This window comes from Pseudomonas sp. RC4D1 (assembly GCF_018390395.1).
In the GTDB taxonomy this organism is placed as follows: Bacteria; Pseudomonadota; Gammaproteobacteria; order Pseudomonadales; family Pseudomonadaceae; genus Aquipseudomonas; species Aquipseudomonas danubii.
In genome coordinates this window covers 792234-819210 of record NZ_JAHBAW010000003.1, presented here as the reverse complement: position 1 = coordinate 819210, position 26977 = coordinate 792234, and the positions used below count along the sequence as shown (strand labels likewise).

Annotated in this window: 18 protein-coding genes; 9 read left to right on the top strand and 9 right to left on the bottom strand. The window is 61.2% G+C overall.

Annotated features, from left to right (window positions below; genetic code table 11):
- Positions 1-145 precede the first annotated feature (145 nt).
- The 4 genes from KHO49_RS28675 to KHO49_RS28660 form a co-directional block, all read right to left on the bottom strand.
- Positions 146-1468: a hypothetical protein gene (locus KHO49_RS28675; RefSeq protein WP_213666301.1), complete on the bottom strand. Its 1323-nt coding sequence runs from the start codon at positions 1466-1468 to the stop codon at positions 146-148.
- A 99-nt stretch (positions 1469-1567) separates the two neighbouring features.
- Positions 1568-1708 carry a DUF4113 domain-containing protein gene (locus KHO49_RS31380; RefSeq protein ID WP_235664483.1) on the bottom strand — a complete coding sequence of 47 codons (141 nt, stop codon included), beginning with the start codon at positions 1706-1708 and terminating at the stop codon, positions 1568-1570.
- Positions 1709-2215: 507 nt separating this feature from the next.
- Positions 2216-2965, bottom strand: coding sequence for a hypothetical protein (locus tag KHO49_RS28665; protein ID WP_213666299.1), 750 nt, complete (start codon positions 2963-2965; stop codon positions 2216-2218).
- 121 nt (positions 2966-3086) lie between these two features.
- Positions 3087-5213 (bottom strand): TonB-dependent siderophore receptor, encoded by a 2127-nt coding sequence (locus tag KHO49_RS28660; protein WP_213666298.1) that lies wholly within the window; start codon positions 5211-5213, stop codon positions 3087-3089.
- Between the two features lie 299 nt (positions 5214-5512).
- On the opposite strand from KHO49_RS28660, the gene KHO49_RS28655 reads away from it, so the two are divergent.
- The 3 genes from KHO49_RS28655 (at position 5513) to KHO49_RS28645 (ending at position 9389) form a co-directional block, all read left to right on the top strand.
- On the top strand, positions 5513-6403 hold the full coding sequence (locus KHO49_RS28655; RefSeq protein WP_213666297.1) for an amidohydrolase family protein: 891 nt from the start codon (positions 5513-5515) through the stop codon (positions 6401-6403).
- Positions 6404-6450: 47 nt separating this feature from the next.
- Positions 6451-7680 carry an MFS transporter gene (locus tag KHO49_RS28650; protein WP_047304692.1) on the top strand — a complete coding sequence of 410 codons (1230 nt, stop codon included), beginning with the start codon at positions 6451-6453 and terminating at the stop codon, positions 7678-7680.
- A gap of 98 nt (positions 7681-7778) precedes the next feature.
- A complete protein-coding gene (locus KHO49_RS28645; protein ID WP_213666296.1) occupies positions 7779-9389 on the top strand; it encodes an amidohydrolase family protein in 1611 nt (536 codons plus the stop codon).
- On the opposite strand, the gene ydiJ is transcribed toward KHO49_RS28645, so the two are convergent.
- A complete protein-coding gene (ydiJ, locus tag KHO49_RS28640) occupies positions 9377-12445 on the bottom strand; it encodes a D-2-hydroxyglutarate dehydrogenase YdiJ (protein ID WP_213666295.1) in 3069 nt (1022 codons plus the stop codon). The genes KHO49_RS28645 and ydiJ overlap by 13 nt on opposite strands.
- A 159-nt stretch (positions 12446-12604) precedes the next feature.
- Between ydiJ and KHO49_RS28635 the strand changes: the two genes are divergently transcribed.
- Positions 12605-13498, top strand: coding sequence for a LysR substrate-binding domain-containing protein (locus tag KHO49_RS28635; RefSeq protein WP_110651576.1), 894 nt, complete (start codon positions 12605-12607; stop codon positions 13496-13498).
- 209 nt (positions 13499-13707) lie between these two features.
- Here KHO49_RS28635 and KHO49_RS28630 read toward each other — a convergent pair whose 3' ends face one another.
- From KHO49_RS28630 to KHO49_RS28615, 4 genes are all read right to left on the bottom strand, one after another.
- Entirely contained in the window at positions 13708-14079 is a 372-nt protein-coding gene (locus tag KHO49_RS28630) for a DUF4156 domain-containing protein (RefSeq protein WP_213666294.1), read from the bottom strand.
- 210 nt (positions 14080-14289) lie between these two features.
- Positions 14290-15288, bottom strand: a complete 999-nt coding sequence (locus KHO49_RS28625; RefSeq protein ID WP_102879587.1) for a LacI family DNA-binding transcriptional regulator — start codon at positions 15286-15288, stop codon at positions 14290-14292.
- A gap of 101 nt (positions 15289-15389) precedes the next feature.
- Positions 15390-16865 carry a glycoside hydrolase family 32 protein gene (locus KHO49_RS28620; protein ID WP_110595589.1) on the bottom strand — a complete coding sequence of 492 codons (1476 nt, stop codon included), beginning with the start codon at positions 16863-16865 and terminating at the stop codon, positions 15390-15392.
- Between the two features lie 13 nt (positions 16866-16878).
- On the bottom strand, positions 16879-18168 hold the full coding sequence (locus KHO49_RS28615) for an MFS transporter (protein WP_170002424.1): 1290 nt from the start codon (positions 18166-18168) through the stop codon (positions 16879-16881).
- Between the two features lie 428 nt (positions 18169-18596).
- On the opposite strand from KHO49_RS28615, the gene mexE reads away from it, so the two are divergent.
- The 5 genes from mexE (at position 18597) to KHO49_RS28590 (ending at position 26847) form a co-directional block, all read left to right on the top strand.
- The gene (mexE, locus tag KHO49_RS28610) at positions 18597-19844 is read left to right on the top strand and encodes a multidrug efflux RND transporter periplasmic adaptor subunit MexE (protein ID WP_110595588.1); all 1248 of its coding nucleotides are present in this window, start codon (positions 18597-18599) and stop codon (positions 19842-19844) included.
- A gap of 15 nt (positions 19845-19859) precedes the next feature.
- The gene (locus tag KHO49_RS28605) at positions 19860-23039 is read left to right on the top strand and encodes an efflux RND transporter permease subunit (protein WP_102879591.1); all 3180 of its coding nucleotides are present in this window, start codon (positions 19860-19862) and stop codon (positions 23037-23039) included.
- Entirely contained in the window at positions 23036-24457 is a 1422-nt protein-coding gene (locus KHO49_RS28600) for an efflux transporter outer membrane subunit (RefSeq protein ID WP_110651572.1), read from the top strand. The genes KHO49_RS28605 and KHO49_RS28600 overlap by 4 nt, the downstream gene beginning before the upstream one ends.
- A gap of 360 nt (positions 24458-24817) precedes the next feature.
- On the top strand, positions 24818-25717 hold the full coding sequence (locus KHO49_RS28595; protein WP_213666293.1) for a bestrophin family protein: 900 nt from the start codon (positions 24818-24820) through the stop codon (positions 25715-25717).
- Positions 25718-25791: 74 nt separating this feature from the next.
- Positions 25792-26847, top strand: a complete 1056-nt coding sequence (locus tag KHO49_RS28590; RefSeq protein ID WP_102879593.1) for a HEAT repeat domain-containing protein — start codon at positions 25792-25794, stop codon at positions 26845-26847.
- Positions 26848-26977 lie beyond the last annotated feature (130 nt).

Here is a 26977-nt window from a genome sequence, read left to right as displayed (position 1 = left end):
TGAGACACGCACCTCCAACTCACCGAAGATGATCTTCCAGCGCCACGGTGCTCGTGCGGCGGGCGCTCGAGGAGCCTACGAAGGCAGTACCGTGCGTGACCGCCTGCAAGAGATCGAGAAAACCAAAGCGCAATGAGGGCGAGGTTCAATCGTGACGATCAAGCCTGGCTTTGAGCGACTCGAGCATGCGCGCTCTCTTTTCTGAATCTTCCAGCAGACGCTGGCGTGCAGCGGGCAAGGTACGCAGAAACTCCTTACCACGCGCCTTAATCTGCGAAGCGACATCATCATCGCCAAACAAAACCGAATGATATTCGAGCTTGCTCACAAAGCGATGGGTTTCCTTGGACTCGACATCCGTTTGTGTGAGTTGCTTATCCAGTTGGCTCCAGAACTCATCCGTGTTGATCCACTGGCCCAACGCCCTGCATTCGGACTCGAGCCGGGCGTGATGCTGTTCGATTCCCATGGTGAAGATCTTTTTGACCTTCTTTATTGTCGGCTGCCGCAACACATCCAGAAGACCATTCAGCGGAAGATCACTTCGCTTGGCAAGCACCAGAAGCAGGTCAAGATCAAGCATGAAGCTCACTGCGACCTCCCGATAGCTGGCGTACAGATCCCGACCATGGGCAATGCGATTGCGACGAATTGGCATGATGAAGAGGAGGTACTCCATGCCGATTAGATCGGTGTGCTTCTGAATCGTCTTGAGCAGTTGATTGAGAGCAGCTCTCTCACTCATCGACTCCTTCAAGCCAAGCGTCTGGCAGATGCCGTGAATGGTTCCCTCGATGAACGGCGGCAGGATGAACGACAACGAAATGTAATCACGTTCCTTGAAGCGCTCGACGATGTGCTCTACGAGATCGCCCTTGCCAGCAACATGAATGTCGTTACGGCCAGCCTCCAAGAACCTCGGAATGATGCTGTCCTCGATGTACCAATCGGCTACCTGGTAGTAGTCATCGCTCACCTCCCGGTCCTTGTAGTACGCCCGGATTTGGTCGATGTTTTCGTAGTACGTAGGTACAGGTAGCGACAGGAAGCGAAAATCCATTTCCTCCAGGAGATCGGGATCGAAGTTTCGGGTTTTCCGATTACGGAACCGATAGCTATAGGTGAGGGCATCATCGAGACTCGGCGGCCTCAAGCCCATGAGTGACCCTAGGCCAAACATCTTCTCTCCCTCAGGTCTCCATTGAATCGCGAGACTGAGCGAAGCGTTCTCGAGTTGAACCTTGATGTACTCGTCAATTTCGGCCGCCGCAGCCTCGTTCTTCTGGAGAAAGTACTCCAACGCACGTTTGCGATATCGCTGCTCTTGAGTACGACTATCGTCGTCCTCAGGAACAGCCGGAGCGTCGAGCTCGGCCTTTATCCGTCCAATCTGCTCGTTGATAGAGCTACGATCCTTCTCTATTTCTACGAGCAGTTTTGCCTTTACTTCGGCGGCTTCCTCGTGCATTTCAATGTCCTTGTGTAACGCCTTTTGAACGGCCGCCCACGAGTCGCCATGGCAGCCTTGGGGCTGAGTAGTATAAGGAAGTCCGAGACGCCGTCACCTTCAATTGACGCTCCACAGTTGATCCAGGTGCAAGGTGAAATTCCTGCTCATCAACTCACGGCGCATTCCACGACCAGGCTCGGCAGGTACGATTCCAGAGCGCACCGTGCCTCTCCCACAGCGTGCATTGATGGCATCCATCGTCCGTATCGCGTTACCGTTACGTCCGGGCTGAGTCTGAGCGAATAGGTCTCCTGTGAACTCGCCGGGTTGTCGTAAATCGGGCAGCATGACCTCGGCCATGCTAAGCCAATCTCTACCACCCAAGACCTCTGTCAGAAATCACCATGCGAACTCGCTCGTGCATCACATGCAGCGGGGGCAAAAGTGGGGGCATAGCTTGTTTTTTATGGCCTGAAACCATCACACTAGAGCCTAGTCAAAATGTTCTTCGGCGATCCGGATAGCCTTTGAGATCGACCAGTGTCGCCTTCAACATCCACCGATTATTGGATGAGTGTTGCAATCCAAGGTAGTGGCGCCAGGGTTGTAGGCGCTGATGAAGAATTGACCCATCTGCCGAAAAACCGCTGACCCAAGCAGCCTTCAAGGCTAAGGCCGTCTGTACGCGGTATCTACCTATCCATGTTGGGGCAGTCTTGCCCTCAGCAGGCGGGGCAATTGCGCATCAATGCCAACACTCGGCCCTCATGCAGAGAAGGCGGCGAGCACATCGCTGGCAATCAGCTCTTTTCTGGCGTTGCACTGATCGTCGCCAGTCATGCGCCAGACATTCCAGCCGTTTCGCAACTGACGCTCACCGAACCGATTCATCACCGACTCCAGTGCGCTTTGCTTTTGCGCTGGCAAGGCATTCAGTTTTTCCTCACTGAACCCATTGAAGTCAAAAACATCCCTGATGTAGTGAGCATCGACTGCATTTCGAGTGGACGCTGCCCATTTGCCGACCTGGTTACGCCCCTCCCACATCAAAGGGTGCAACTCGTCCGGGGTGTAAAAGCCCAAGCCGAACCCGGTTCCGTAACCCTGGCTTTCCTGATAGGCATACAGATATTCAAAGAGCTCGGCAAAGTCCTCCAGACGCCAGAACGATTCGATCAGTTGCTCGAGACTCATGACCTCGTCTGCGACGCTCAAGAGCAAGCCATTGTCGTGCAGGAAAACGGCACTGACATGACAGTTCATCGATTCGTCGCATTCATCCTTTGACCAGATTCGCTCGGAATAAAGCGTTACTCCTGCGGAATCGGGAGCCAGCAAGTTCTTTTGATGATTTTTCTCAGAGAACTTGACGACTTTCCCGGCATTGTTACCGAAGCGTTCAATGGCCACTCCCAACTGCCCAAACCATTCCCTTAAAGAGACGCTGACGGCAGGCAGTTGTGCCGAACCCTCCTTTTTCAGATGGGCGACAAGGAAATTGTACGGTCGACTCATTTCGAGGCTCTCTTGGTTTTGGAGTTGCTGTGTATCACCGGCACAAGGTCCCATTGCAAACAGGCACGATTACCATCGTGTCAGCGGAACAAGCTCGGCCCGTGCCAGCAGAACACACCCACTACAAGGTGTAGGCAATGCCGACCTGCAGCGTTCGCGGAGCCCCCGGATAAGCGTAAACGTTGCCGAACGCGCCCTCTTCATAATCACGGTCAAACAGGTTTTTCAGATCCAGATTCAGCCGCACCTTGTCATTGACCTTGTAGAAACCGAGCAAATCGACAACGGTGTAGCTGCCCATCGAAAACCCGGTATTGGCGGTTTGCCCGGCGCGCTCGTCGACGTACCTGAGTCCGCTCCCCAGGCCCAGGCCCTTGAGCATGCCGTCCTGGAACTCGTACATATTCAGCAGGCTGAAGCTGTTTTTCGGGATGTTCAGCAGCCGCGTGCCAGAGCGCAGCACGTTGTCCTTGGTGACTTCGGCATCGACATAGGCGTAGCCGCCGATCACGCGCCATTCGGGTGTCAGGTTGCCGGCAACGTTGACATCGAAACCACGGCTTCGCACTTCACCGGCGGCCACGCTGAAGGTCGAGTCAACAGGGTCGGTGGTCAAGACGTTGCGCTTTTCGATCTGATAGATCGCCGCGTCGACACTCAACTGCTGATCCAGTGCTTCCCACTTGAGACCCATTTCATAAGACTTGCCCTTCTCCGGCGCAAACCCGCCGCCGAGCCGGCTGGCGCCGGTGTTGGGCTTGAACGAGCGAGCGGTATCGGCGTAGAGCGCCAAGGTCTCGGTCAAGTCGTAGCTCACGCCAATGCGCGGTGTGACCGCGTTGTCACTGGCCTGCCAACTCTTGCCGCCGGGTACATAGGTTTCATAGTCATGTTCGAAGCGTTCGAAACGCGCCCCTGCCAGCACTTTCAGTTTGTCGGTCAGGGCCACTTGATCCTGCACGAACGCGGCATAAGTCTTGAGGTTTTCCTTGTCATGAGTCGGCGTGCGGGTCAGGGCCGGACGCGGCTGGCCGTACAGCGGATCGAAGAGGTCGATGGGGTACGCACCGACAGCACCACTGGAGCGTTGAATGATCGACTGGTAGTCGTAGTCTTCGTATTCGATACCGGTGAGCAAAGTGTGCTGCAAACCGGCGGTATCGAAATGGCCGGTCAGGTTGAGCTGGGCATCCCGGTCGGTCCATTCCAGCTTGCGATAGTTGAAGTTGCGCCCCAAGGTGCGGCCGTCAGCGGCAATACCGTTGGCCTCGACCGCGTTGCCCTTGAGCGAACCATCGAGCCACTGCACACCACCCCCCAGGGTCCAGTCGTCATTGAGCAGGTGTTCGAAGCGCAGTTGCGCCATGTTGTTGTCGTTGTGCAGTTTGCCAACGTCTTTTTCACCGAAAAAACTGTCGCGAGAAGCGCTGCCAATCTGCTTCGCGTAACGGGTAACGCCTCGATCCAGAGGCGCGTTGTTACGCATGAAATCGCCTTCGAAAATCAGCCTGGTCGCGTCGCTTACCTGCCAGCTGAGCACCGGCGTGACACCGTAGCGCTCGGTGTCGACATGATCGCGGAAGGTGTCGCCCCCCTCGCCCACGACGTTCAGTCGATAGGCCAGGCGCCCGTCTTCGTCGAGCGGCCCGGAAGCGTCCAACGTGCCGCGCCTCATGCCCTGGTCGTTCAGTTGACTGCCCAGGGTGACCGTGCGCTCGGGCAACGGCTGTTTGGAAACCACGTTGAAAGTACCGCCAGGATCACCCCGGCCATAAAGCATGGTTGCCGGGCCGCGCAGCACTTCAAGGCGTTCAATGGTGTTGGCATCCGGCATGTTCGGATAGCCGCGATTGATGGGAAAACCGTTGCGGTAAAACTCGCCGGTGGTGAAGCCACGGACGGTAAACGTGGTCAGCCCCTGCCCACCAAAATTGTTCGCCCGCCCCACGCCCCCGGCGTAGTCCAGCGCGTCCTGCAAACGCGTGGCTCCAAGATCCTCCACCGCATCCTTGGCGACCACACTGATCGACTGCGGGGTTTCATGGATCGAGGTATCGGTCCGCGTGGCGCTGGCCGAGCGCGTTGCGCGATAACCCTGCACCGGACCATCTGCCCTTTCGTAAGTCTCGGTGCCGATGACATCGGCCGTGCCCAACTCAAGGGTTGAGGGCTTTACCTGCGCTTGTTCAGCCCATGAGGTAGACGACAACGCTTGCAGCACACAAATGGAAAGCAGGGTTCGGCGCATGGAGAGAAAAAACCTTTACGAATAGGCCAATACAAGGGGTGAAACCGCCAAAAAACTCCGGCGCATGCTATACAAAACCATTCGCAATTAATACAAATTCCCATTAGCACCCAAGACCGCTATTCCCCCCCTAGCCATCACCGAAGCGCGTCGCGCGAAATCCCCACCTGCATCCATTGACAAGGCCAGGGCAAAAATTCAACATGCCATCACTTGTTGGACAACCTACAACCAACAACCAACAAGTACCGCTCTGCAACCGCCAAGGCGTGCGAAGAGCTGTCGAGGAGATGAAATCCATGCCTCACCCCAAATCCGCCACAGCGTGGCCGCCCTCCTGTGCCGCCCCGAGAGAAACGATCCAAGCCCCGAGCTTCGTGCTGCCGACAGGTGCATGCGACACCCATGCGCATGTGATCTGTGCTGATTTTGAGCGCTATCCCCTGGTACCCGAGCGCAGTTACACCCCGCCTCCCGCACCTGAGGCGCTGTATCTGGACATGTTGCGGGCCACGGGGATGCAGCGCGGGGTTCTGGTGCAGCCGAGCGTCTACGGCACCGATAACCGCTACATGCTCGAGGTGTTGCAACGTCATCACGATCGACTGAGGGGCGTCGCGGTAGTCGACGAACGAATCGGCGATGACGAACTGGCGCACATGCACGCCTTGGGTGTGCGTGGAGTTCGCATCAACGTGCTGTTTCGCGGCGGCGTGAATCTGGACTTGATGGAGCGTCTTGCCCATCGAGTTGCCGACCTTGGCTGGCATCTGCAGTTTTTGATTGATGTCCGGCTGTTAAGCGAGCTGCAGGCACGGATAGCCAGGCTGCCCTGCCCCGTGGTGATCGATCACTTCGGACACTTCCCGGCCCGCCTGGGCGTCAAGGAGCCGGGGTTCGAGTTGCTGCTGAGAAACGTGGCGGAACACGGTTGGTGGGTCAAGTTGTCGGGCGCTTATCGCCTGAGTGAGCGGCATCCGGACTATGCCGATACGGATGCGCTGGCCCATGCCTTGCTGGGCGTTGCCCCCGAACGAATGGTTTGGGGCAGCGACTGGCCCCACGTAGCGCTCGAAAGCACGCCCGACACCGGTTCATTACTGGATCGCTTGTACTCATGGGCGCCCGATGAACGCCAACGACAGAGCATCCTGGTCGATAACCCCGCCGTTCTGTACGACTTCAAATAACAAAAACAATAACCCAGCGGCACTAAGGTGCTGCACGGAGAACAATAATGAGCTGGTTTAGCGAACTTAATACCGTTGAAAAACGCACCTTCTATTCCGCATTGGGTGGCTGGGCGCTGGACGCCCTGGACTTCATGGTGTTCACCTTCGTCATCGCCTCCTTGATGACCCTCTGGCACATCGACAAGGGATCAGTGGGACTGCTGAGCACCGTGACCTTGCTGTTTTCGTCCATTGGCGGATGGGGAGCGGGGATCCTGGCTGACCGCTACGGTCGGGTGCGGCTGCTGCAGATCAGCATTCTGTGGTTCTCGATCTGCACCGTACTGATCGGCTTCGCGCAAAACTTCGAACAGCTGTTTGTCCTTCGTGCGCTGCAAGGCCTCGGGTTCGGCGGCGAGTGGGCAGTGGGCTCGGTGCTGATCGGCGAAATGGTCCGAGCGGAACATCGCGGCAAGGCCGTGGGTATCGTGCAGAGCGGATGGGCCATTGGCTGGGGCGCGGCCGCGCTGCTCTACACAGTGGCCTTCAGCTACCTTCCCGAAGACCTTGCCTGGCGCTCGCTGTTCTGGATCGGCATCGCACCTGCACTCCTGGTGCTCTACATTCGTAAATACGTGCCAGAACCCGAGGTGTTCCTGCAGAGCAAAAAGCACCAGAGCGAAACAGGCAACAGGGTGGCCTTCTGGCACATCTTCTCCCCCTCGCTGCTGCGCACCACCCTGTTGTCCGCGCTGCTGTGCATGGGGGTACAAGGTGGCTACTACGCGATCACCACCTGGTTGCCGGCCTATCTGAAGCTGGAGAAGGGCCTGTCAGTCTTCGGCACCGGCAGCTACCTGCTGGTGGTCATCCTGGGTTCATTCTTCGGCTATGTCTGCGGTGCCTACCTGTCTGACCGGCTGGGGCGCCGCGCCAACTTCATCCTCTTCGCAGTTCTGTCGGCCATCAGCGTGATCTGCTACATGCAACTGAACCTGACCAATACCCAGATGCTGATTCTCGGCTTTCCCTTGGGGTTCGCCGCATCCGGTATCTACAGCGGCATGGGGGCCTTTCTGACGGAACTTTATCCTTCGGCAGTGAGGGCCAACGGCCAGGCGTTCTCCTATAACTTCGGGCGCGCGGTGGGCGCACTGTTCCCGGGACTCGTCGGTTTCATCAGTGCCCAATACAGCCTGGGCACCGCGATTGCGATGTTCGCCGGAGGTGCCTACTGCCTGGTCCTGGTGGTGACCTGCTTCCTCCCGGAAACCAGGGGCAAGCAATTGCACTGAACCAGACATCATTTGTTAGAGTAACGCCCGCGTATCGTTCGTTACGCGGGCGTTCTACGTTTCAAGCTTTTGAAACCGACATTCGATGACTGAGAAAAATGACTATAAAAGCAATTGGCCGACGTGATCACTTCTCGGTTGAGATCTTTCGTTATCTGGAAAGTGAAATACGTGAAGGTCGACTCCGTCCCGGTGATCGCATCCCCACCGAAAGCCGCTTAGCCGAAGCCTTCGCCGTTAGCCGAAATGTCGTGCGTGAAGCCGTGGCGCGGCTCAGTTCGGCTGGCCTCGTCATCAGTCGCCAAGGGCTTGGGGTGTTTGTTGCCACCGAAGCCAACCAGAGCAGCTTCCGCATCACTCAAGAGGAACTGACCGACAGCACCAAGCTGCGCCAGCTCTACGAACTGCGCCTGGACCTCGAAGTCGCCGCAGCCGCCATGGCCGCCCGCCGTCGCTCACTCAATCAGTTGAACAAGATCGCGGCGGCGCTGGACACCCTGCGCGACGGCCTGCAAAACCCTCAGGACATGCTGGAGCACAGCCTGCAGTTCAAGCGCGCCATTGCCGACGCCACAGGCAATGAGTACTTTCGCAACTTCATCATCTTTCTCTGCAGCCACGTCTACGAAGCGGCCTTGCTGGAGAACCGCCTGGTGCGTTCGAGCGACCTCGGCGAAACCCTGCTGGCCGAACACCAGGCGATCTTTGACGCGATCAAGCTCGGCGACCCCGACCTAGCCAGGCGCGCCACCTGGCAACAGATCATCAACTCCGCCGAGCGCAATGGGTTGCGGGGATTGCAAGGCTGGGAAATCACTCGCATGAGTTCGCTGGGCGAAACCTATGCCCCGCAATGCGCAGGCCCGGATCCCGAGCCGCGCAAACTGCAACGCACCTTGCCGGACGGGGCATGCGACTGCCACTTCCACGTCTTTGGTGACGAGCATGGGCAACCGTTCTCCCCTCACCGTTCCTACACGCCGCCCCCCGCTCCCCTGGAGGCCTTTGAGCACGTCCAGAAAACCCTGGGGTTGAGTCGCGCAGTCATCGTCCAACCCAGTGTCTACGGGGCGGACAACAGCACCACCCTGGCGGCGCTGAAGCAAGGGGGCAGCGCATTGCGCGGGGTTGTGGTGATCGATACCGACACCGATAGCCAAACCCTGCAGGCGATGCATCGCCTCGGGGTTCGCGGCGTGCGCGTCAACCTGATCTTTAAAAGTGGCGTCGAGGTATCGGATGTTGCGGCCCTGGCGGAAAAAGTCGCCCCCCTTGGCTGGCACCTTCAGTTGCTGATCGATATCACCGAATTCGCCGACTTGTACGAAACCGTGGCCAGCCTGCCGGTGCCAGTCGTCATCGACCACATGGGGCACATGCCCACCAGTTGCGGGCTGAACCACCCGGGATTCACCGACCTGCTGCGCCTGCTGCAAGAAGGCCGGGTGTGGGTCAAGCTTTCCGGCGCCTATCGCTTTACCGCGTCGAAGGACTTTCCTTATGACGACGTAACGCCCTACGCCCGGGCGTTGATCGAAGCCAATCCGAACCGGCTGCTGTGGGCAAGCGATTGGCCACATCCGTGCATACCGGTGCCGATGCCCAACGACGCCAGCCTGCTGGAGATGCTGTTCGACTGGGTTGAAAACGATGACGCGCTGATCAAGCAGATCCTGGTGGACAACCCGGCACAGCTCTACGGCTTCTGAAGACGCCCAGCTTGGTCGGCGCCGCGCAGCAACTTCAGCAAGGCCTGGAGCGGGTGCTGGACGGTCTGTCCGTCCTTGCGCTTGACCTGGCTGCGGCACGAGTAGCCATCCGCCAGCAGGCGCCCGGCCCCATTGAGACGGGCCACCAAGGGGCCCCAGGACTGGCGGTAAATGACCTCCGAGGTCCCGGCGTTCTGGGTTTCGTGGCCGTAGGTTCCGGACATCCCACAGCAGCCGCTGGCTTGCACCTGCAACTTCAGGCCGACTCGGGCGAAGATCGTCTGCCACAGCGCCACGCTGCCCGGCTCGTTGGTTTTCTCGGTGCAGTGCGGCACAAAGTGGTAAGTCTCCTGGTCCGCGCCCAGCGCTGACGGCACCAGTACCTGGGCCAGCCATTCCTGCGGCAGCAGCACGCTCGGGGCCTGATCCTGACCCAGGGTCTTGGCGTACTCCTGCCGATAAACCAGGGTCATCGCCGGATCAAGACCCACCAATGGAATCTGATATCGGTGCAGCTGGCGCAGCGATCGGCCGTTGCAATGCGCAGCCTTTGCGAAGGCTTTCAAAAAGCCCTGGACCTGCAGCGGCTTGCCATTGGCCGCGAACGGCGCGATATACACCTCAAACCCCAGCCTGGAAATCAGTTCGATCCAATCGGCCAGCAGCGGTGTTTCGAAGTAACGGGTAAAGGCGTCCTGCACGAGAATCACGCTGCGAGCCCGTTGCGCCTCGTCCAGCCGCTCAAGCAGCGCAGGCGACGCCACGCGCACGTTCCACCGCCGGCAAACCTCATCAAAATCCAGCAGGCTCAGCAGCGGACTGTCGATCATTCCGGCCACCCGCCGCAGAAACGCCCCCACCATCCGCGAGCCGATGATCCCGTTGTACAAGCGCGGCACGCGGGCGAAGTGGGGAATGGTGTACTCAAGGGAACCGATGAGGTAATCCTTCAACGGGCGCAGATAGCGACTGTGGTACAGCTGCAAAAACCGCGAGCGAAAGTCCGGCACATTGACTTTCACCGGGCACTGCCCCGCACAGGACTTGCAGGCGAGGCACCCGGCCATCGCCTCGTAGACCTCGTGGGAAAAGTCTTTCTGGCCCAGCTTCCGTGCCAGCGTATTGAGCGCACGCCTGGGCAGGCCGAGCAGCGCGGACCTGGATGAGAGAGCCACTTCCAGCACATCGACACCTTGCTGGCCCTGCAAGCGCAGCCACTCACGCACCAGCGACGCGCGCCCCTTGGGCGAGTGCAGTCTATTGCGGGTGCCTTTCCAGGACGGACACATGGCGTCATCGGGGTCGAAGTTGTAGCAGGCGCCGTTGCCGTTGCAATGCACCGCGGCGTCGTAGTGCGACCAGACCCGTTCATCGATGGTGCGATCAAGCTCGCCCCGCAACCGGACCTCGTCCACCCGGGTCAACCGGGCGTCGGGCAGCGTCTTGGGCGTGGCGATCTTGCCCGGGTTGAGTTGGTTGTGCGGGTCAAAAGCCGCCTTGAGCTCCTGCAGGGCCGGATAGAGTTCGCCGAAGTAGTCGGGCACGTATTGCGACCGCAACCCTTTGCCGTGCTCGCCCCAGAGCAAGCCGCCGTGCTTGTGCGTGAGCTCGGCGACGGCGTCGGAAATGGGCCGGATCAGGGCCGCCTGAGCGGGGTCTTTCATGTCCAGGATCGGCCGCACATGCAGGACCCCGGCGTCCACGTGACCGAACATGCCATATTCCAGGCCATGGCTATCGAGCAACTCGCGGAACTGCGCAATGAAATCAGCCAGGTGCTCGGGAGGAACGGCGGTATCTTCGACGAACGGCTGGGGCCGGGCGGAGCCTTTGACATTGCCCAGCAACCCCACGGCCCGCTTGCGCATCGCGTAGACCCGCTGCACTGCCTGGGCGCCGACGGCCAGGGTGTGCCCCAATCGCACCACGCGGGTGTCACGCTGCAGGTGCAGGACAAATTCATCCACGCGTTGCAGCAAGGCCGCCTCGTCGTCGCCGCTGAATTCAACCAGGTTGATGCCCAGGGTCGGCACCTCGGGGTCTTGGGGAAAGTACTCGGCGACGCCGTGCCAGACGATGTCGTTCATCGCCAACCCGAGGACCTTGGAGTCCACCGTCTCGATGGACAGCGGCTTGAGCTGCATCAACGCCTTGGCGTCGCGCAACGCATCCATGAAGCCTGCATACCGCACATTGACCAGGATCGAGTACCGGGGGACAGGCAGCACATTGAGCGTGGCTTCCACAATGAAACCCAGCGAACCTTCGGAGCCGCACAGGACACTGTTCAGATTGAGTCGCTCGTTGGGCTCCTGCAGATGCGCCAGGTCGTACCCCGTCAGGCAACGGTTCAGCTTGGGAAAGGTGTGTTCGATCAGCTCGGCGTATTGCTCCACGATCTGCGATGCACAGCGATGGATCGCGCCCACCTTGTCTTCGCGACGGGCCTGTGCCTGCCACTGCTCAGGCTCCAGGGGCGCACTGTCGAGCCGCTCGCCACCGATGAGAATGGTCGACAGCGCCAGGACATGATCACGGGTCTTGCCATAGGTGCAGCTGCCCTGGCCGCTTGCGTCGGTGTTGATCATGCCGCCGATGGTGGCCCGGTTCGACGTCGACAGCTCGGGCGCAAAAAACAGTCCATGGGGCTTCAACGCCGCGTTGAGCTGGTCTTTGACCACGCCGCTTTGCACCCGCACCCAGCGCTCCTCGACGTTGATCTCAAGGATGCCGTTCATGTGGCGCGACAAGTCGACCACGATCCCGCTGGTCAACGATTGACCATTGGTGCCAGTTCCTCCGCCCCGCGGCGTGAGTACCACCGAGCTGAATGGCGCCAGCGCCACGAGGCGGGCCAACAGCTGAACATCCTGCACATTGCGCGGAAACACCGCGGCTTGCGGCAGGCGCTGATAGATCGAGTTGTCGGTCGCCAGCACGGTCCTGAGCCCATGATCGCGAGCGATTTCTCCCTGGAAACCTTCCTGTTCCAGGCGAGCCAGGAACAACTCGCAGGCTGGGTTTTTGACTTCATGGGGAGACAACCGGGCAATCATGCTGGAATTCCTACTGGCGATACCGCTAATCTGAGCATTCTCGTTATGTATGCTTACCCCCCGACAGCTGCTGCATGGCAAGGGGCGCACCCACGATTTTGTGGGGCCAAGACGTTTCACACAAACGTAAAACCTGCAGCTTTTGCATGAGCTTTATGAATGAACCCACGCCGACTGACCCCTTCAATGTCCCTGCTGGTCGCCTTCGAGGCCGCCGCCCGCCATTGCAGCTTCACCAAAGCCGCGGACGAACTGGCCCTGACCCAAAGCGCGGTCAGCCGGCAAGTGCAGGCCCTGGAATCGCAGCTGGAGATCTCGCTGTTCAAGCGCGAGGGCAGAAAAATCGAACTCACCGCCGCCGGCGCCCTGTACCAGCATGAGCTCAGCGCCGCATTGGGGCGCATTCGCAGCGCCACCCTGCAGACCATTGCCTTCAAGGAAGAAGATGGCCCGTTGAACCTGGCGGTGCTTCCGACGTTCGGCTCAAAATGGCTGCTGCCGAAAATGCATGAGTTTTATGCCCGTCATCCCAGGAACCTGGTGCATATCCATTCAAGGATCATTCACGCCGACAACCCCTCCAGCGTGGGCGACATGCAGGCCATCATCTGTGCGGGGAAAGGGGACTGGCCGGGCTACGTGTCGCACCTGCTGCTGCGAGAAAAACTGATCGTCATCGCCAGCCCCAAGGCCCTGGCAGGCAACCCCGAGCTATCGCTGGACGAGCTCCCCCATCATTTGCTGCTCAATGTGGTGTCTCGCCCCAACGGCTGGTCTGATTGGTTCGACTTCAACAACCTGGATCACCAGAAAATGCGCACGGGTCCCAGCTTCGAGCTCACCGCCCACCTGATCCAGGCGGTGGCCGCAGGCATAGGTATCGGGCTGGTTCCCGATATCCTGGTGCAGGAGGAAATCGAGTCTGGAGCCGTGGTCAAGCTGTTCGACCCCATGGAAAGCGGCCGCAACTATTACCTGACCTGTGCCGCGCGCTACCAGCACTTTCCGGCGTTCAAGACCTTCAGCGCCTGGTTGCTGTCCCTCCCCTCCTGAGGCGCCCGCTGCAAGCATCATCCTGCTGCGGGCTCGGCAGCAGAAATGGCCGAGCGCTCCGTTCAACACATCACCAGCGCATGATCATTGGCAGCAGCGGACGCAGATCCCGGCGCTGACCGCTCCCGAACCGATGCCGACATCCATAGCGCTGACAGCTCGGCCATTGACGGGGAAAGATGTTCAGCGCTCAGCGGCAGGCCGCCGGCTCAGGACTCGGGACAGCGATAGACATTGCCCGAAAGCGTCACGTTGGTTTGCTCCAGGCGATTGTCCGAACCGGTCTGCCCTGCGCGCTGAGTGAGCAGGTAAACCCGGTTGCCCCCCAGCGCCGCGGCCTTGTTTTTCAGGTCGTTGCGGGCGCCGGTTTCGAGATTGGCGTTACCCGTGATACTGCCCAATAAAAAGTCGCCCTGACTGCCGGTGACATCACCAAGAAACTGGCATTCACGTCCCGGTTCGTTGTGGGTGATGCGCACATTGTTGGCCCCGAGTCCGGCTATTGAAGTGGGCGCGCAACCTGCCAGGACAAACAACGCGGTACACAGACCGATCCCCGTGAGCCTATGAGAGAGATACATCCGGATGATTCCTTTCGTGCATTTGGAGCGATACCCCGAGCGGAGAATCCTTCGGGACGGTAGAGCACGCAGTATCAAACTTTGCTGAAGCCGGAGTTGTATTAATCAGTGAATCTGCAGTCAAAAAATGTAAAGGCCGGCCGACGATTCGCCAGCACCAGGATCATGAGCACCCACCGGGTGCGCGCATTGTCCTGTCAGCCATGCCGTTCAGCAGGATTCGCGTTCCACCAGCGGGCACGCAACCCTGTGAATCGTCGGCTGTTCCCAGCGCTCGATGAGGTATTGAGCAGAACGCCGCCCCATCTCGTAATACGGCAACTGCACGGTACTGAGCGGCGGATAGAACAGCTCGGCAACACCGATCATGTTGTCGTACCCCAGAACCGCCACGTCCTGCGGAATACGCAGACCGCGACTTAGCAAGTACTGGTAAGCCAGCAAAGCGATGCGGTCGTTACCACAGATAAGAAGATCGAACGCTGGCGCTCCTTGCGACGCTTGCAATTGCGTCTCCAGCGCGGCGATCGTTTCCTGATAGGCGTCATCCTGGGACAGGCTGTATTGAGGAACATCGGCCACGGATATTCCAGCCTCAGTGAGGGCTCGACACAATCCAAGCTGGCGCTGCTCCCAGGCCAGGCTGGCTTGTGGCAGGTTGATGCACAACGGACGGCGGTAGCCACGCTTGAGCGCATGCCGCACAGCCTGATACTGGCCGTCGGCATCGTCAGGCACATAACAGGCCACCCCGGACTCAAGGCTCATGCAATTGCTCAGCACCAGCGGCAGGCTGCGCAACGCCGGGGGGATCTCGATGGTCCGCAGCTGCATGGCGCTGAAGATGATTCCGTCAGGCTGGTGGGACAGCATCAGGTCGATGGTCTGCTGGCTCGGCGGCACTTCGAACACGTTGAGGATGAAGACATTCCAGCCGTGTTCCCGGGCGGTGCGCTCCATGGACAGGAGCATTTCCACGGCGAAGGGCGTGGTGGCGGTATCCAGCGCGAAGACGCCAATGGTTTTGCTACGGGAAGCGCCGCCGCGGATCTGTCGGGCAGAAAGACTGGGGACATAACCCAGGGTCTCAACCGCTTGCAGGACTTTCGCCAGGGTTTCCTGATTGACTTTTTCCGGGGTATTGAGCGCCCTGGACACCGTCATCAAGGAAACCCCTGCGAGGTGCGCGACATCTTTAACTGAGGCCATTCGCAGGTGCCAATGCTTGTATGGCCGGGCATCATGTCATGCTTGGCAAAAGCATGACAACACATCGCCAGACGTCGCGCGCCCATGGCCGATCACCAGGGTCAGAGGCGCAGATCGGCCAGGTGCCAGACCGACGCATCGCCAAACCCAGCGCTGCCATTGACCGCAAACGCCATGACCGCCTGGCTGTCCGGACGAGGATAGATCCGGCTGCTCAAGCTATAAGCGCCGTCATCGACAAACACCTCGATAGACGAACGATCAAGGAAAATCCGCAAGTCTATCCGCGTTTGTCCCTTGGCTATCGGCACGCTGCGCGCACCGCTCACCCCCACTCCCGAGTGTTGCCTGTCCAGCACCAGGCGGCGCGCCATCGCATCGAAATACACCAGGGTCCGCTCTTGCTGATCCTCACTGCAACGCAGCGCCAGCCCAAAGCGCTCAGCAGTGCTGCCAGCCAGGTCCAGGGACAGTTCGAACTCCAGTAACGTCCCTCGCTCATCGAGCAGGCAATTGCCGGATTCGACCACGCCGATCGCCAGTGTCCGTTGCGACTGGCGTAGCGCCTTCAGCTCGCGAGCCGGCCGCATGCGCAGGCGCTCGCCATTACGGCTCAGTTCACGAGGCAGCGACAGCGCACCACACCAGTGCTGCGCCTGACTCGGCATCGGGCTCTCCCACATGTCCATCCAGGCCCACAACAGGCGGCGTCCGTCCGGCGCCAGCAGGGTCTGCGCCGCATAAAAATCGTGGCCATGATCCAGTTCACGCGGCTCACCGCACTCGCTGAAGTATCCACGGTCGTCCAGCAGGCCCATCCGATAGCTGTTCTGGAACTTGTTCCAGTTGTCATAACCGCTGGGCTTCAGGCCTTGAGGCGAATAGAGAAACACATCGTTGCCATCGAGTTCGAACAGGTCCGGACACTCCCACATGTAGCCGTCCGACTCGCGTCGCCCCTGCAGCGCGCACCTGAGGTACTTCCAGTGATGCAGATCGTCGGAGCGATAGAGCAGGAGCAGCGGGTCGTCGCCTTGGCGAGCGCCCAGGGCCATCCACCACTGCTCTCCTCGCCGCCACACCTTGGGATCGCGAAAATGCATGATGCTCGGCTCAGGCGCCGTATCGATCACCGCCCCGTGCTTGCTGAACGAAACGCCATCGATGCTGCTGGCCAGGCACTGGACCTGACGAATGTGCCGCTCATCACCCGGCGCACCCAGCCAGGTATGCCCGGTGTAGATCAGGTACAGCCTGTCGTCCGCGACCACCGCAGATCCTGAAAAGCAGCCATCGCGGTCATCGGCGTCGCCAGGCGCCAGCGCGATGGGCAGATGCTCCCAGTGCACCAGGTCGCGGCTCTTGGCATGCCCCCAGTGCATCGGCCCCCACTTAGCCGAATAGGGATGATGTTGGTAGAACACATGGTATTCACCGCGAAAAAACACCAGGCCGTTCGGGTCATTCATCCATCCTGCCGGCGGCGCAAGGTGATAGGCCAGGCGATAGTCATCCTCCCGCTCGGGCAGCTTTTTTTCGATAGCGCGATGCGCTTGCTCTAACAGTGCAGCGTGCATGGCCGGTTCCTGTCTAGGGTTCATAACGAAGGGCAGATTGAGCGATGGCAGGCAGCTCCGGCGAATCGCCAGACCGGTCTTGAGCGGCGCCGCGCACGGGGTCCTTGCGCAACAAGGTCCATGACAGCAACAGGCAAACGCCGACCAGGCCTGCCATCAGCACGTAGACGCTGGAGAAACCGAAATGGTCGTAGCCGTAGCCCACCAGCGGCGATAGCAGCATGGCGGTCAATTGCTGGGCGAACTGGAATCCCACCAGGTAGATCGAGGCGGACAGCCGAGAGTCGAAGTTCAGCGAAATGTATTTGAATATCGAGACCAGCAAGATGGGCACTTCCAAGGCGTGCAACATCTTGCAGGCGGCGATAGCCCAGGCCTGCGTTGCCATCCCGGAGCCAAGGATGCGTACAAACATGATGCTGCCGGCCAGGATCAGCCCGTATTTGGCGCCTGTACGGCTGACCACCCAGGGTGCAAACAGCATCAAGACCGCCTCGACCAGCACCTGAGACGAGTTCAGGTAGCCATAGGCGCGGGTGCCCTCCTCCGGGGTCGGGAAAAACGAGGAGAAATACACCGGAAACTGTTGCTCGTAGATCATGTAGATCCCGCACACCCCCGTCAGGTAGAGGCTGAAAGCCCAGAATCGCGGGAGTGTCAGCAACTTCCAGAGATCGTTCAGGCGCACGGGGTGGGCAATGGTGCCCGCCTGGGCAGCCGGCTGGTTCAAACGGTCAAGGTCCAGGCGGGACAGGATCAGCAGGAACACGACGCCGGCGGCGCTGCTCATGTAAAAAGCAATGTCAGGATCAATGTTGAACACCACGCCGACCACACCGGTCGCGCTGGCCCAGCCCAACGATCCCCACATTCGGGTGGTTCCAAACTCGAACCCCGCATGACGTGACAAACGCTCCGTGTAGGACTCGATTACCCCCACGCCTGCCAGCATCGCCAGCGCCAGAAACGCCGCACCGACCAAGGCGCCGAGCACCACGTTCTGCGCCAACAGGCCGGCGTAGACATAAATGGCAAACGGGGCCGCAGCGCAGAGCAAGATGCCAATCCATACCAACAGCTTTTTGGACAGCCCGAGGCGGTCTTGAAGAGCGCCGTAGAAGGGCTGAACCAGCAACGCCGCAATGGCGTTGGCGGCGAAAATGAACCCGGTTTCCGTGCCATTCAAGCCAATGACTCGATGCAGCCAGATAGAGAACAGCGAATAGCTGGATGACCACGAAAAGAAGAAGAAAAACAATAAACCACTGATAAGCCAGTACTCGCGTTTGGCGGCAAGCTGCATGTGACGACCCTCTTGTTCTTATCTAGGTTAACGTTAACATTGCGACATATTACGCGTCTTCAAACCCTTCGCTGTCAAGTGGAGTCATCTGCAAAAAGCGCTCAACACGCCCCGCATGACCCGCAGAAGGTCCCTGCGCGACAGGCGCCTGCGAGCCGTTCAAACAATCTCTGCAATGCCCGAATACAAAGACAGGAGGGCCTGTTCGCCGACAGCTGCCCCCTGCTCCGGCGGGCAATGTTGCGTATGCGGCAACAATCAATTGCATACCAGGGGATTGATAGCACCCTAACGAAAGGTGCAGGCTAGAGGGCTCGCTTGGGGCTTATATCATTCCGAATGATAGTTACCTTCGCTTCATTCGATTCGTGAGATACCACCCTGCCGAGCATCATCCGCCCATCTCAAATTACCTTGGCGGATGAACCATGGACCAGTCAGTCAAACTCTTGCGTTACCCCTTAGCCGCCCTCGCCGTTCTGGTCATGAGTGCCTGCGGCAAAGCCCCGGAAACCGCCTCCGCCCCGCCCGCTGCCAAGGTCAGTGTGGCCAAGGTGCTGGAGCAGCCGGTCAACGAATGGGATGAGTTCACCGGACGCCTGGAAGCCCCGGAAACCGTGGAAATCCGGCCACGGGTCTCGGGCCAGATCGATCAGGTGGCGTTCACCGAAGGCGCCCTGGTGAAGAAAGGCGACCTGCTGTTCCAGATCGACCCGCGCCCCTTCCAGGCTGAAGTCCGCCGCCTCGAAGCCCAGCTGCAACAAGCCCGGGCCACCGCCACCCGCAGTGCCAACGAAGCCCAGCGCGGCCAGCGCCTGCTGACCAGCAACGCGATTTCCGCCGAGCTGGCCGACACCCGCAGCAGCGCCGCCCAGGAAGCCCGGGCCGGAGTCGATGCGATCCAGGCTCAACTGGACCTGGCCAAGCTCAACCTGAGCTTTACCCGGGTGGTGGCCCCCATCAGCGGTCGCGTCAGCCGCGCACAGATCACCGCCGGCAACCTGGTGACCGCCGATGTCACCCCGCTCACCAGCCTGGTGTCCACCGACAAGGTCTACGCCTACTTCGACGCCGACGAACGTGTGTACCTCAAGTACACCCAACTCGCCCGCCAGGGTCAGCGCGGCCAGACCACCCCGGTGTACCTGGGCCTGTCCAATGAAGAAGGCCACCCGCACCTGGGCCAGATGAACTTCGTCGACAACCAGGTCAACCCCAAGACCGGCACCATCCGCGGCCGCGCCGTGTTCGACAACCGTGACGGCAGCTACACCCCGGGCCTGTATGCGCGCCTGAAACTGGTGGGCAGCGGCACCTACTCGGCGATGCTGATCAATGACGAGGCCGTGGGCACCGACCTGGGCAAGAAGTTCGTGCTGGTGATGGACGCCGACAACAAGCCGGCCTACCGCGCCGTGGAGCTGGGGCCGAAGATCGAAGGCCTGCGCATCGTACGCAACGGGCTGAGCAAGGACGACACCATCATCGTCAAGGGCTTGCAGCGGGCACGTCCCGGTGCCCCGGTCACACCTGAAGTGATCCCCATGGCCAGCCAGGAAACCCTCGCCGCCCTGGCCCAACAACGCCAAGCACTGGAAGCCAGCAACCTGCCGCAGGTCACCCCTGCCAAGGCGGCTCCGGCTGTGAAACTCGCCGCTGCGACACCGCGCGGTTAAGGGACGACTCTCAAGATGAATTTTTCCCAGTTTTTCATTTCAAGGCCGATCTTCGCCGCGGTGCTGTCGCTGCTGATCCTGATCGCCGGCGCCATCTCGCTGTTCCAGCTGCCCATCAGCGAATACCCGGAAGTGGTGCCGCCCACCGTGGTGGTGCGCGCCAACTTCCCGGGGGCCAACCCGAAAGTCATCGGTGAAACCGTGGCCGCGCCACTGGAACAAGCCATCACCGGAGTCGAGAACATGCTCTACATGTCCTCGCAATCCACCGCCGACGGCAAGATCACCCTGACCATCACCTTCGCCCTGGGCACCGACCTGGACAACGCTCAGGTGCAGGTGCAGAACCGCGTAACCCGCACCCAGCCCAAGCTGCCGGAAGAAGTGACGCGCATCGGTATCACCGTGGACAAGGCCTCTCCGGACCTGACCATGGTGGTCCACCTGACCTCGCCGGACAAACGCTACGACATGCTCTACCTGTCCAACTACGCCCTGCTCAACATCAAGGATGAGCTGGCGCGCCTGGGCGGCGTGGGGGATGTACAGCTGTTCGGCATGGGCGACTACTCGCTGCGGGTCTGGCTCGATCCGAACAAGACCGCTTCGCGCAACCTGACCGCCACCGACGTGGTCACTGCGATCCGTGAACAGAACCGTCAGGTCGCCGCCGGTGCCCTGGGCGCACCACCTGCGCCCAGCGCCACCAGCTTCCAGCTGTCGGTCAACACCCAGGGCCGACTGGTCACCGAGGAAGAGTTCGAGAACATCATCATTCGCTCAGGCGAAGACGGTGAGATCACTCGCCTGAAAGACATCGCCCGCATCGAACTGGGGTCGAGCCAGTACGCCCTGCGTTCGCTGCTCAACAACCAGCCGGCAGTGGCGATCCCGATCTTCCAGCGCCCGGGCTCCAACGCCATCGAGATCTCCAATGAAGTGCGGGCCAAGATGGCCGAACTCAAGCAGAGCTTCCCGCAGGGCATGGACTTCAGCATCGTCTACGACCCGACCATCTTCGTCCGCGGCTCCATCGAAGCGGTGGTGCACACCCTGTTCGAAGCGCTGATCCTGGTGGTACTGGTGGTGATCCTGTTCCTGCAGACCTGGCGCGCCTCGATCATCCCGCTGGTGGCCGTACCGGTGTCGCTGATCGGCACCTTCGCGGTGATGCACCTGTTCGGCTTCTCCCTCAATGCCCTGTCGCTGTTCGGCCTGGTGCTGGCCATCGGTATCGTGGTGGACGACGCCATCGTGGTGGTGGAGAACGTCGAACGGAACATCGGCCTGGGGCTGAACCCGGTGGAGGCCACCCAACGCGCCATGCGTGAAGTGACCGGCCCGATCATCGCCACCGCCCTGGTGCTGTGCGCGGTGTTCGTACCGGCTGCCTTCATCAGCGGCCTGACCGGGCAGTTCTACAAGCAGTTCGCCCTGACCATTGCCATCTCCACGGTGATCTCGGCCTTCAACTCCCTGACCCTGTCGCCGGCCCTGGCCGCGGTACTGCTCAAGGAACACCATGCGCCCAAGGACCGCTTCTCGAAGATCCTCGACAAGCTGCTGGGGGGCTGGCTGTTCAAACCCTTCAACCGCTTCTTCGATCGCGCCAGCCATGGCTACGTCGGCACCGTGCGCCGGGTCATCCGCGGCAGCGGCATCGCCCTGTTCCTCTATGCCGGCCTGATGGTGCTGACCTGGTTCGGCTTCGCCCACACCCCGACCGGCTTCGTGCCGGCCCAGGACAAGCAGTACCTGGTGGCCTTCGCCCAACTGCCGGACGCCGCCAGCCTGGACCGCACCGAAGACGTGATCAAGCGCATGTCCGACATCGCCCTCAAGCAGCCCGGCGTGGAAAGCGCGGTGGCCTTCCCCGGCCTGTCGATCAACGGCTTCACCAACAGCCCGAACAACGGCATCGTCTTCGTCACCTTGAAGCCCTTCGATGAGCGCAAGGACCCGAGCATGTCCGCCGGGGCCATCGCCGGCGCCCTGAACGGCAAGTACGCCGATATCCAGGACGCCTACATGGCGATCTTCCCACCGCCGCCGGTACAGGGCCTGGGGACCATTGGTGGCTTCCGCCTGCAAGTGGAAGACCGCAGCGGGCTGGGTTACGACGAGCTGTATAAAGAAGTGCAGAACGTCATCACCAAGAGCCGCAGCGTGCCGGAACTGGCCGGGCTGTTCACCAGCTACCAGGTCAACGTGCCTCAGGTGGACGCGGCCATCGACCGGGAAAAGGCCAAGACCCACGGCGTGGCGATTTCCGACATCTTCGACACCCTGCAGATCTACCTGGGTTCGCTGTATGCCAACGACTTCAACCGCTTTGGCCGCACCTACCAGGTCAACGTCCAGGCCGAGCAGCAGTTCCGTCTCGAGCCCGAACAGATCGGCCAGCTGAAAGTGCGCAACAACAAGGGCGAGATGATTCCCCTGGCGACCTTCATCAAGGTCAGCGACACCGCCGGTCCCGACCGCGTGATGCACTACAACGGCTTCGTTACCGCGGAAATCAACGGCGCGGCCGCCCCGGGCTACAGCTCCGGGCAAGCGGAAGCGGCGATCGAGAAACTGCTCAAGGAAGAACTGCCCAACGGCATGACCTACGAATGGACCGAGCTGACCTACCAGCAGATCCTGGCCGGTAACACCGCCCTGTTCGTCTTCCCGCTCTGCGTGCTGCTGGCCTTCCTGGTACTGGCCGCGCAATACGAGAGCTGGAGCCTGCCGCTGGCGGTGATCCTGATCGTGCCGATGACCCTGCTGTCGGCGATTACCGGGGTGATCATCTCCGGTGGCGACAACAACATCTTCACCCAGATCGGCCTGATCGTACTGGTGGGCCTGGCCTGCAAGAACGCGATCCTGATCGTCGAGTTCGCCAAGGACAAGCAAGAGGAAGGCCTCGACCCGCTGGCGGCGGTACTGGAAGCCTGCCGCCTGCGTCTGCGGCCGATCCTGATGACCTCCTTCGCCTTCATCATGGGCGTGGTGCCCCTGGTGATCTCCAGCGGCGCCGGTGCGGAAATGCGTCACGCCATGGGCGTCGCAGTGTTCTCCGGGATGCTCGGGGTGACCTTCTTCGGCCTGCTGCTGACCCCAGTGTTCTATGTCCTGATCCGCAATTATGTGGAGCGCAGCGAGGCCCGCAAAGCCGCCCGCGCCCTGCAACTGGAGACGCAACAATGAGTGCCAAAGTCTTCCTGCCGAGCCTGCTGGTGCTGGCCCTCGGTGCCTGCGCCGTCGGTCCGGACTACCAGAGCCCAACCACCGAGGCGGCGCACATCAGCGCCGCCACCGATGGCGCCGCGGGCCAGAAGAACTTCGACCGCGCACGCTTCGAAGGCATCTGGTGGCAGCAGTTCGATGACCCGACCCTGAACCAGCTGGTGAGCAAATCCTTGCAGGGCAACCGTGAACTGCGGGTGGCCTTCGCTCGCCTGCGGGCCGCCCGGGCAATTCGCGATGACGCCAGCAATGACGCCATGCCCACCATCACCAGCCGCGCCAGCAGCGACCAAGCCAAGGGGCAGATTCCGGGGCAGACCACCAAGCGGGTCAAGAGCGAGCGCTACGACCTGGGCCTGGACATGGCCTGGGAGCTGGACCTGTTTGGCCGCATCCAGCGCAACCTGGAAGCCACCGACGCCGACCAGCAAGCCGCCGAGGCCGACCTGTATCAGCTGCAAGTGACCATGATCGCCGAGCTGGTTGACGCCTACGGCCAGTTGCGCGGCGCACAGCTGCGGGAAAAGATCGCCCTGGCCAACCTGGACAACCAGCAGGCCTCGCGCAAGATCACCGAAAGCCTGCGCGACGCCGGGGTCGGCGACCAGCTCGACGTGGTCCGCGCCGATGCCCGCCTGGCCTCGGTGGAAGCCAGCGTGCCGCAGTTGCAGGCCGAGCAGACCCGCCAGCGCAACCGCATCGCCACCCTGCTGGGTGAGCGTCCGGACCAGCTCAGCGTCGACCTGTCGCCGGCGCAGCTGCCGGCGATTGCCAAGGCCCTGCCGATTGGCGACCCGGGCGAGCTGCTGCAACGTCGTCCCGATATCCTCAGCGCCGAACGCCAGCTGGCGGCGGCCACCGCACGGATTGGCGTGGCCAAGGCCGACCTGTTTCCACGGGTCAGCCTCAGCGGCTTCCTCGGCTTCACCGCCGGACGCGGTTCACAGATCGGCTCATCGGCGGCCAGTGCCTGGGCCCTGGGCCCGAGCATCACCTGGGCGGCCTTTGACCTGGGCAGCGTACGGGCCCGCCTGCGGGGTGCCGACGCCAATGCCGACGGCGCCCTGGCCAGCTACGAGCAGCAAGTGCTGCTGGCCCTGGAAGAATCGGAAAACGCCTTCAGCGACTACGGCAAGCGCCAGCAACGGCTGATCTCCTTGATTCGTCAGAGCGAGTCCAGCCGAGCCGCCGCGGACCTGGCCGAGATCCGCTACCGCGAAGGCACCGTGGACTTCCTGGTGCTGCTGGACGCCCAGCGTGAACGGCTGGCGGCCGAAGATGCCCAGGCCCAGGCCGAAGTCGACCTGTACCGCGGCATTGTCGCCATCTACAAGGCCCTGGGCGGTGGCTGGCAGCCGGAGACGGTGGCCAGCCAGTAAGGATTTGCAACGAGCTCCTTTGGTTGGCCGCAACCAACCAATGTTTTGCCCCGTGGATCATTCGGTCGCGGGGCTTTTTTTTGCCACGACATCGCCAAGCAAGGTCCTGCGGACCTTCGCGCAGCCTCGCCGCAGGCTCGACAGCAGCTACACAGCTCCCTGTAGCCGCTGCCGCAGGCTGCGAACGGCCCGAAGGGACGCCAGGATCGCAAGGCCGCTCAAGGCTCCGCGGGCAATCGTCAGGCAAGGGCCGGCGGCCGATAGAGACAATCGATCATTCGGTCGATCGTTGCGATTGGACAGCCCTACAGCGCCCTCCTACTCTTCACTCGCCGCGTAATTGCCCTGGCCTCAGCCCTCATGATCGTCCGCCCCAAGCCCAACCTGATCAGCATCCTCTTTGCCCTCAAGGGCTCGATCGCCAAGCGCATTGCCTTGCGCTGCGTGCTGATCACCCTGCTGGCGTCGGTCATCGTCCTGGTGGAAACCCTGCAGCCCACCTATTTCTCCAAGGTCAATGCCACGCCCTTCACCCTGCTGGGCCTGTCGCTGTCGATCTTCATGAGTTTTCGCAACAACGCTTGCTACGACCGCTGGTGGGAAGGCCGCAAGCAGTTGGGGCAGTTGATCATCGAGGTCCGTTCGCTGATCCGCGAAAGCCTGATCATCGACGCTCATCACCAGCGCGAGGGCCTGCTGCGCGACCTCTGCGGCTTCGCCCACAGCCTGATTGCCCGTCTGCGCCATGAAGACGAAGCCCGCGCCCTGCAACCCTGGGCCCAGGCCGACATCGACCCGCAGCACCCCAACCTCACCGATGCCCAGTTGCAACGCATCGGCCAGCGCTGCTCGCAGTGGGCGCAACAGGGGCTGATCAGTGAATGGCGCTACACCCAGATGGAAACCCGCCTGGTCAGCCTGAGCCAGGTCCAGGCCGCCTGCGAACGCATCCAGAACACCCCGCTGCCCTTCCCCTACACCTTGCTGCTGCACCGCACCATCTACCTGTTCTGCATCCTCCTGCCCTTTGCCATGGCCGAGCCCCTGGGCTGGCTGACACCGATCTTCACCGCCATCGTCAGCTACACCTTCCTGGGCCTCGACGAAATCGGCAATGACCTCGAAGACCCCTTTGGCTACGACGACAATGATCTGCCGTGCAACGCTCTATTGCGCGGCCTGGAGCGTGAAGTCCTGGCCGCACTGGGGCACCGGGACCTGCCGCCACCACTGCAACCCCAGGAATACGTACTGACCTGAACCCGGGTTTGACTCAGGCCCATTCCTGACCGAAGCTTGCGCCTTCCAAAAGTCGCCAGCTTCCGGATTCCTGCATGCCCCTGCCCCGTCGCTACCTGCTGATCAGCCTGTTGCTCGTTATCGCCCTGGCCCTGGCCTGGACCTTTCTGCGCAGCAGCCCGCCAGCGGTTCCCGAAGCGATCAAGCATGGCTACGGCCCGGCCCTGGAGAAAGCCCGCAACGGCCAGCCGGGCGCAGCACGGGTGCTGTACCAGCAACTGGCGCGCCCCGACCTCAATGACCAGCAGCGCACCCGCCTGCTGGCGGTATTGCCCAACTACCCCAGCCCCCAGGCCCTGAAGCTGGCGGACGCCGACCTCTATCACCCCTCGCCCGAGGTGCGCAAAGCAGCGATCAAGAGCGTGCTCGGCCTGGTTCCCAGTGGCCAGCGCAGCCTACTGCTCGGCCCCTTGCTCGACGATCATGAGCAAAGCGTGCGCTTTGCCGCGGTAGACGCCCTGCTCGGCCTGAGCCCGGATGACCAGGGCCTGTACTTCGGCCCGCTGCAGCAGGTGATCGACGAATACACCCAGGTGCTCAAGACCCGGGGTGACGACGTCGAGGCCCAATACCAACTGGCCCGCCTGTACCTGCACAACGCCAACCTGAGCAAGGCCCAGCAGACCCTGGAACAGGCCCTGCGCCTGGCCCCGGACAACCTGCAAGCGGTGGTGCTGCAGATCGAAGTGCTGGACAAGCAAGGCCAGAGCGACGCCGCCCGCCAGTTGCTGGCCAAGCAACTGCAGGCCCAGCAAGACTCCGCCTACCTGCAACATGCCCTGGGGCTCTGGCTGCTGCACCACGGCCAAGGCGAATTCGCCCTGCTGGGCCTGTCGCGGGCGGTGGAACTGGAACCCAACAACGCCGCCTACCGCTACGACCTGGCCACCACCCTGCACAGCCAGCAGGAGCTGGAGGCGGCGCAGAAGCAACTGGAGGAAATCGTCCAGCGCCAGCCTTACAACCGCAAGGCGCGGGTGCTGCTGATCAACTATTGGAAAGAGAGCGGCCAGTTGCAGAACGTCCAGGTGTTGCTGGCCCAGCTGGAACAGCAGAACCCCGACGACCCGGCCCTGCAGCAGGGCCTGTAGCCGCTGCCGAGCCCGCGAGGCTGCGAAAAGGCCCGCAGGGCCTTGCCTGGCGATCCCCAGCCAAACCTTTGCCGCCCTCAAGATCCCCGCGCCTGCTACGTCGGCATGCCGCCCAAGCCGTTCGCAGCCT

Bases quoted from the DNA above. Each gene is read 5' to 3' on its own strand.
- KHO49_RS28675 (WP_213666301.1), bottom strand. From the start codon at position 1,468: ATGCACGAGGAAGCCGCCGAAGTAAAGGCAAAACTGCTCGTAGAAATA.
- KHO49_RS31380 (WP_235664483.1), bottom strand. From the start codon at position 1,708: ATGGATGCCATCAATGCACGCTGTGGGAGAGGCACGGTGCGCTCTGGA.
- KHO49_RS28665 (WP_213666299.1), bottom strand. From the start codon at position 2,965: ATGAGTCGACCGTACAATTTCCTTGTCGCCCATCTGAAAAAGGAGGGT.
- KHO49_RS28660 (WP_213666298.1), bottom strand. From the start codon at position 5,213: ATGCGCCGAACCCTGCTTTCCATTTGTGTGCTGCAAGCGTTGTCGTCT.
- KHO49_RS28655 (WP_213666297.1), top strand. From the start codon at position 5,513: ATGCCTCACCCCAAATCCGCCACAGCGTGGCCGCCCTCCTGTGCCGCC.
- KHO49_RS28650 (WP_047304692.1), top strand. From the start codon at position 6,451: ATGAGCTGGTTTAGCGAACTTAATACCGTTGAAAAACGCACCTTCTAT.
- KHO49_RS28645 (WP_213666296.1), top strand. From the start codon at position 7,779: ATGACTATAAAAGCAATTGGCCGACGTGATCACTTCTCGGTTGAGATC.
- ydiJ (WP_213666295.1), bottom strand. From the start codon at position 12,445: ATGATTGCCCGGTTGTCTCCCCATGAAGTCAAAAACCCAGCCTGCGAG.
- KHO49_RS28635 (WP_110651576.1), top strand. From the start codon at position 12,605: ATGAACCCACGCCGACTGACCCCTTCAATGTCCCTGCTGGTCGCCTTC.
- KHO49_RS28630 (WP_213666294.1), bottom strand. From the start codon at position 14,079: ATGTATCTCTCTCATAGGCTCACGGGGATCGGTCTGTGTACCGCGTTG.
- KHO49_RS28625 (WP_102879587.1), bottom strand. From the start codon at position 15,288: ATGGCCTCAGTTAAAGATGTCGCGCACCTCGCAGGGGTTTCCTTGATG.
- KHO49_RS28620 (WP_110595589.1), bottom strand. From the start codon at position 16,865: ATGCACGCTGCACTGTTAGAGCAAGCGCATCGCGCTATCGAAAAAAAG.
- KHO49_RS28615 (WP_170002424.1), bottom strand. From the start codon at position 18,168: ATGCAGCTTGCCGCCAAACGCGAGTACTGGCTTATCAGTGGTTTATTG.
- mexE (WP_110595588.1), top strand. From the start codon at position 18,597: ATGGACCAGTCAGTCAAACTCTTGCGTTACCCCTTAGCCGCCCTCGCC.
- KHO49_RS28605 (WP_102879591.1), top strand. From the start codon at position 19,860: ATGAATTTTTCCCAGTTTTTCATTTCAAGGCCGATCTTCGCCGCGGTG.
- KHO49_RS28600 (WP_110651572.1), top strand. From the start codon at position 23,036: ATGAGTGCCAAAGTCTTCCTGCCGAGCCTGCTGGTGCTGGCCCTCGGT.
- KHO49_RS28595 (WP_213666293.1), top strand. From the start codon at position 24,818: ATGATCGTCCGCCCCAAGCCCAACCTGATCAGCATCCTCTTTGCCCTC.
- KHO49_RS28590 (WP_102879593.1), top strand. From the start codon at position 25,792: ATGCCCCTGCCCCGTCGCTACCTGCTGATCAGCCTGTTGCTCGTTATC.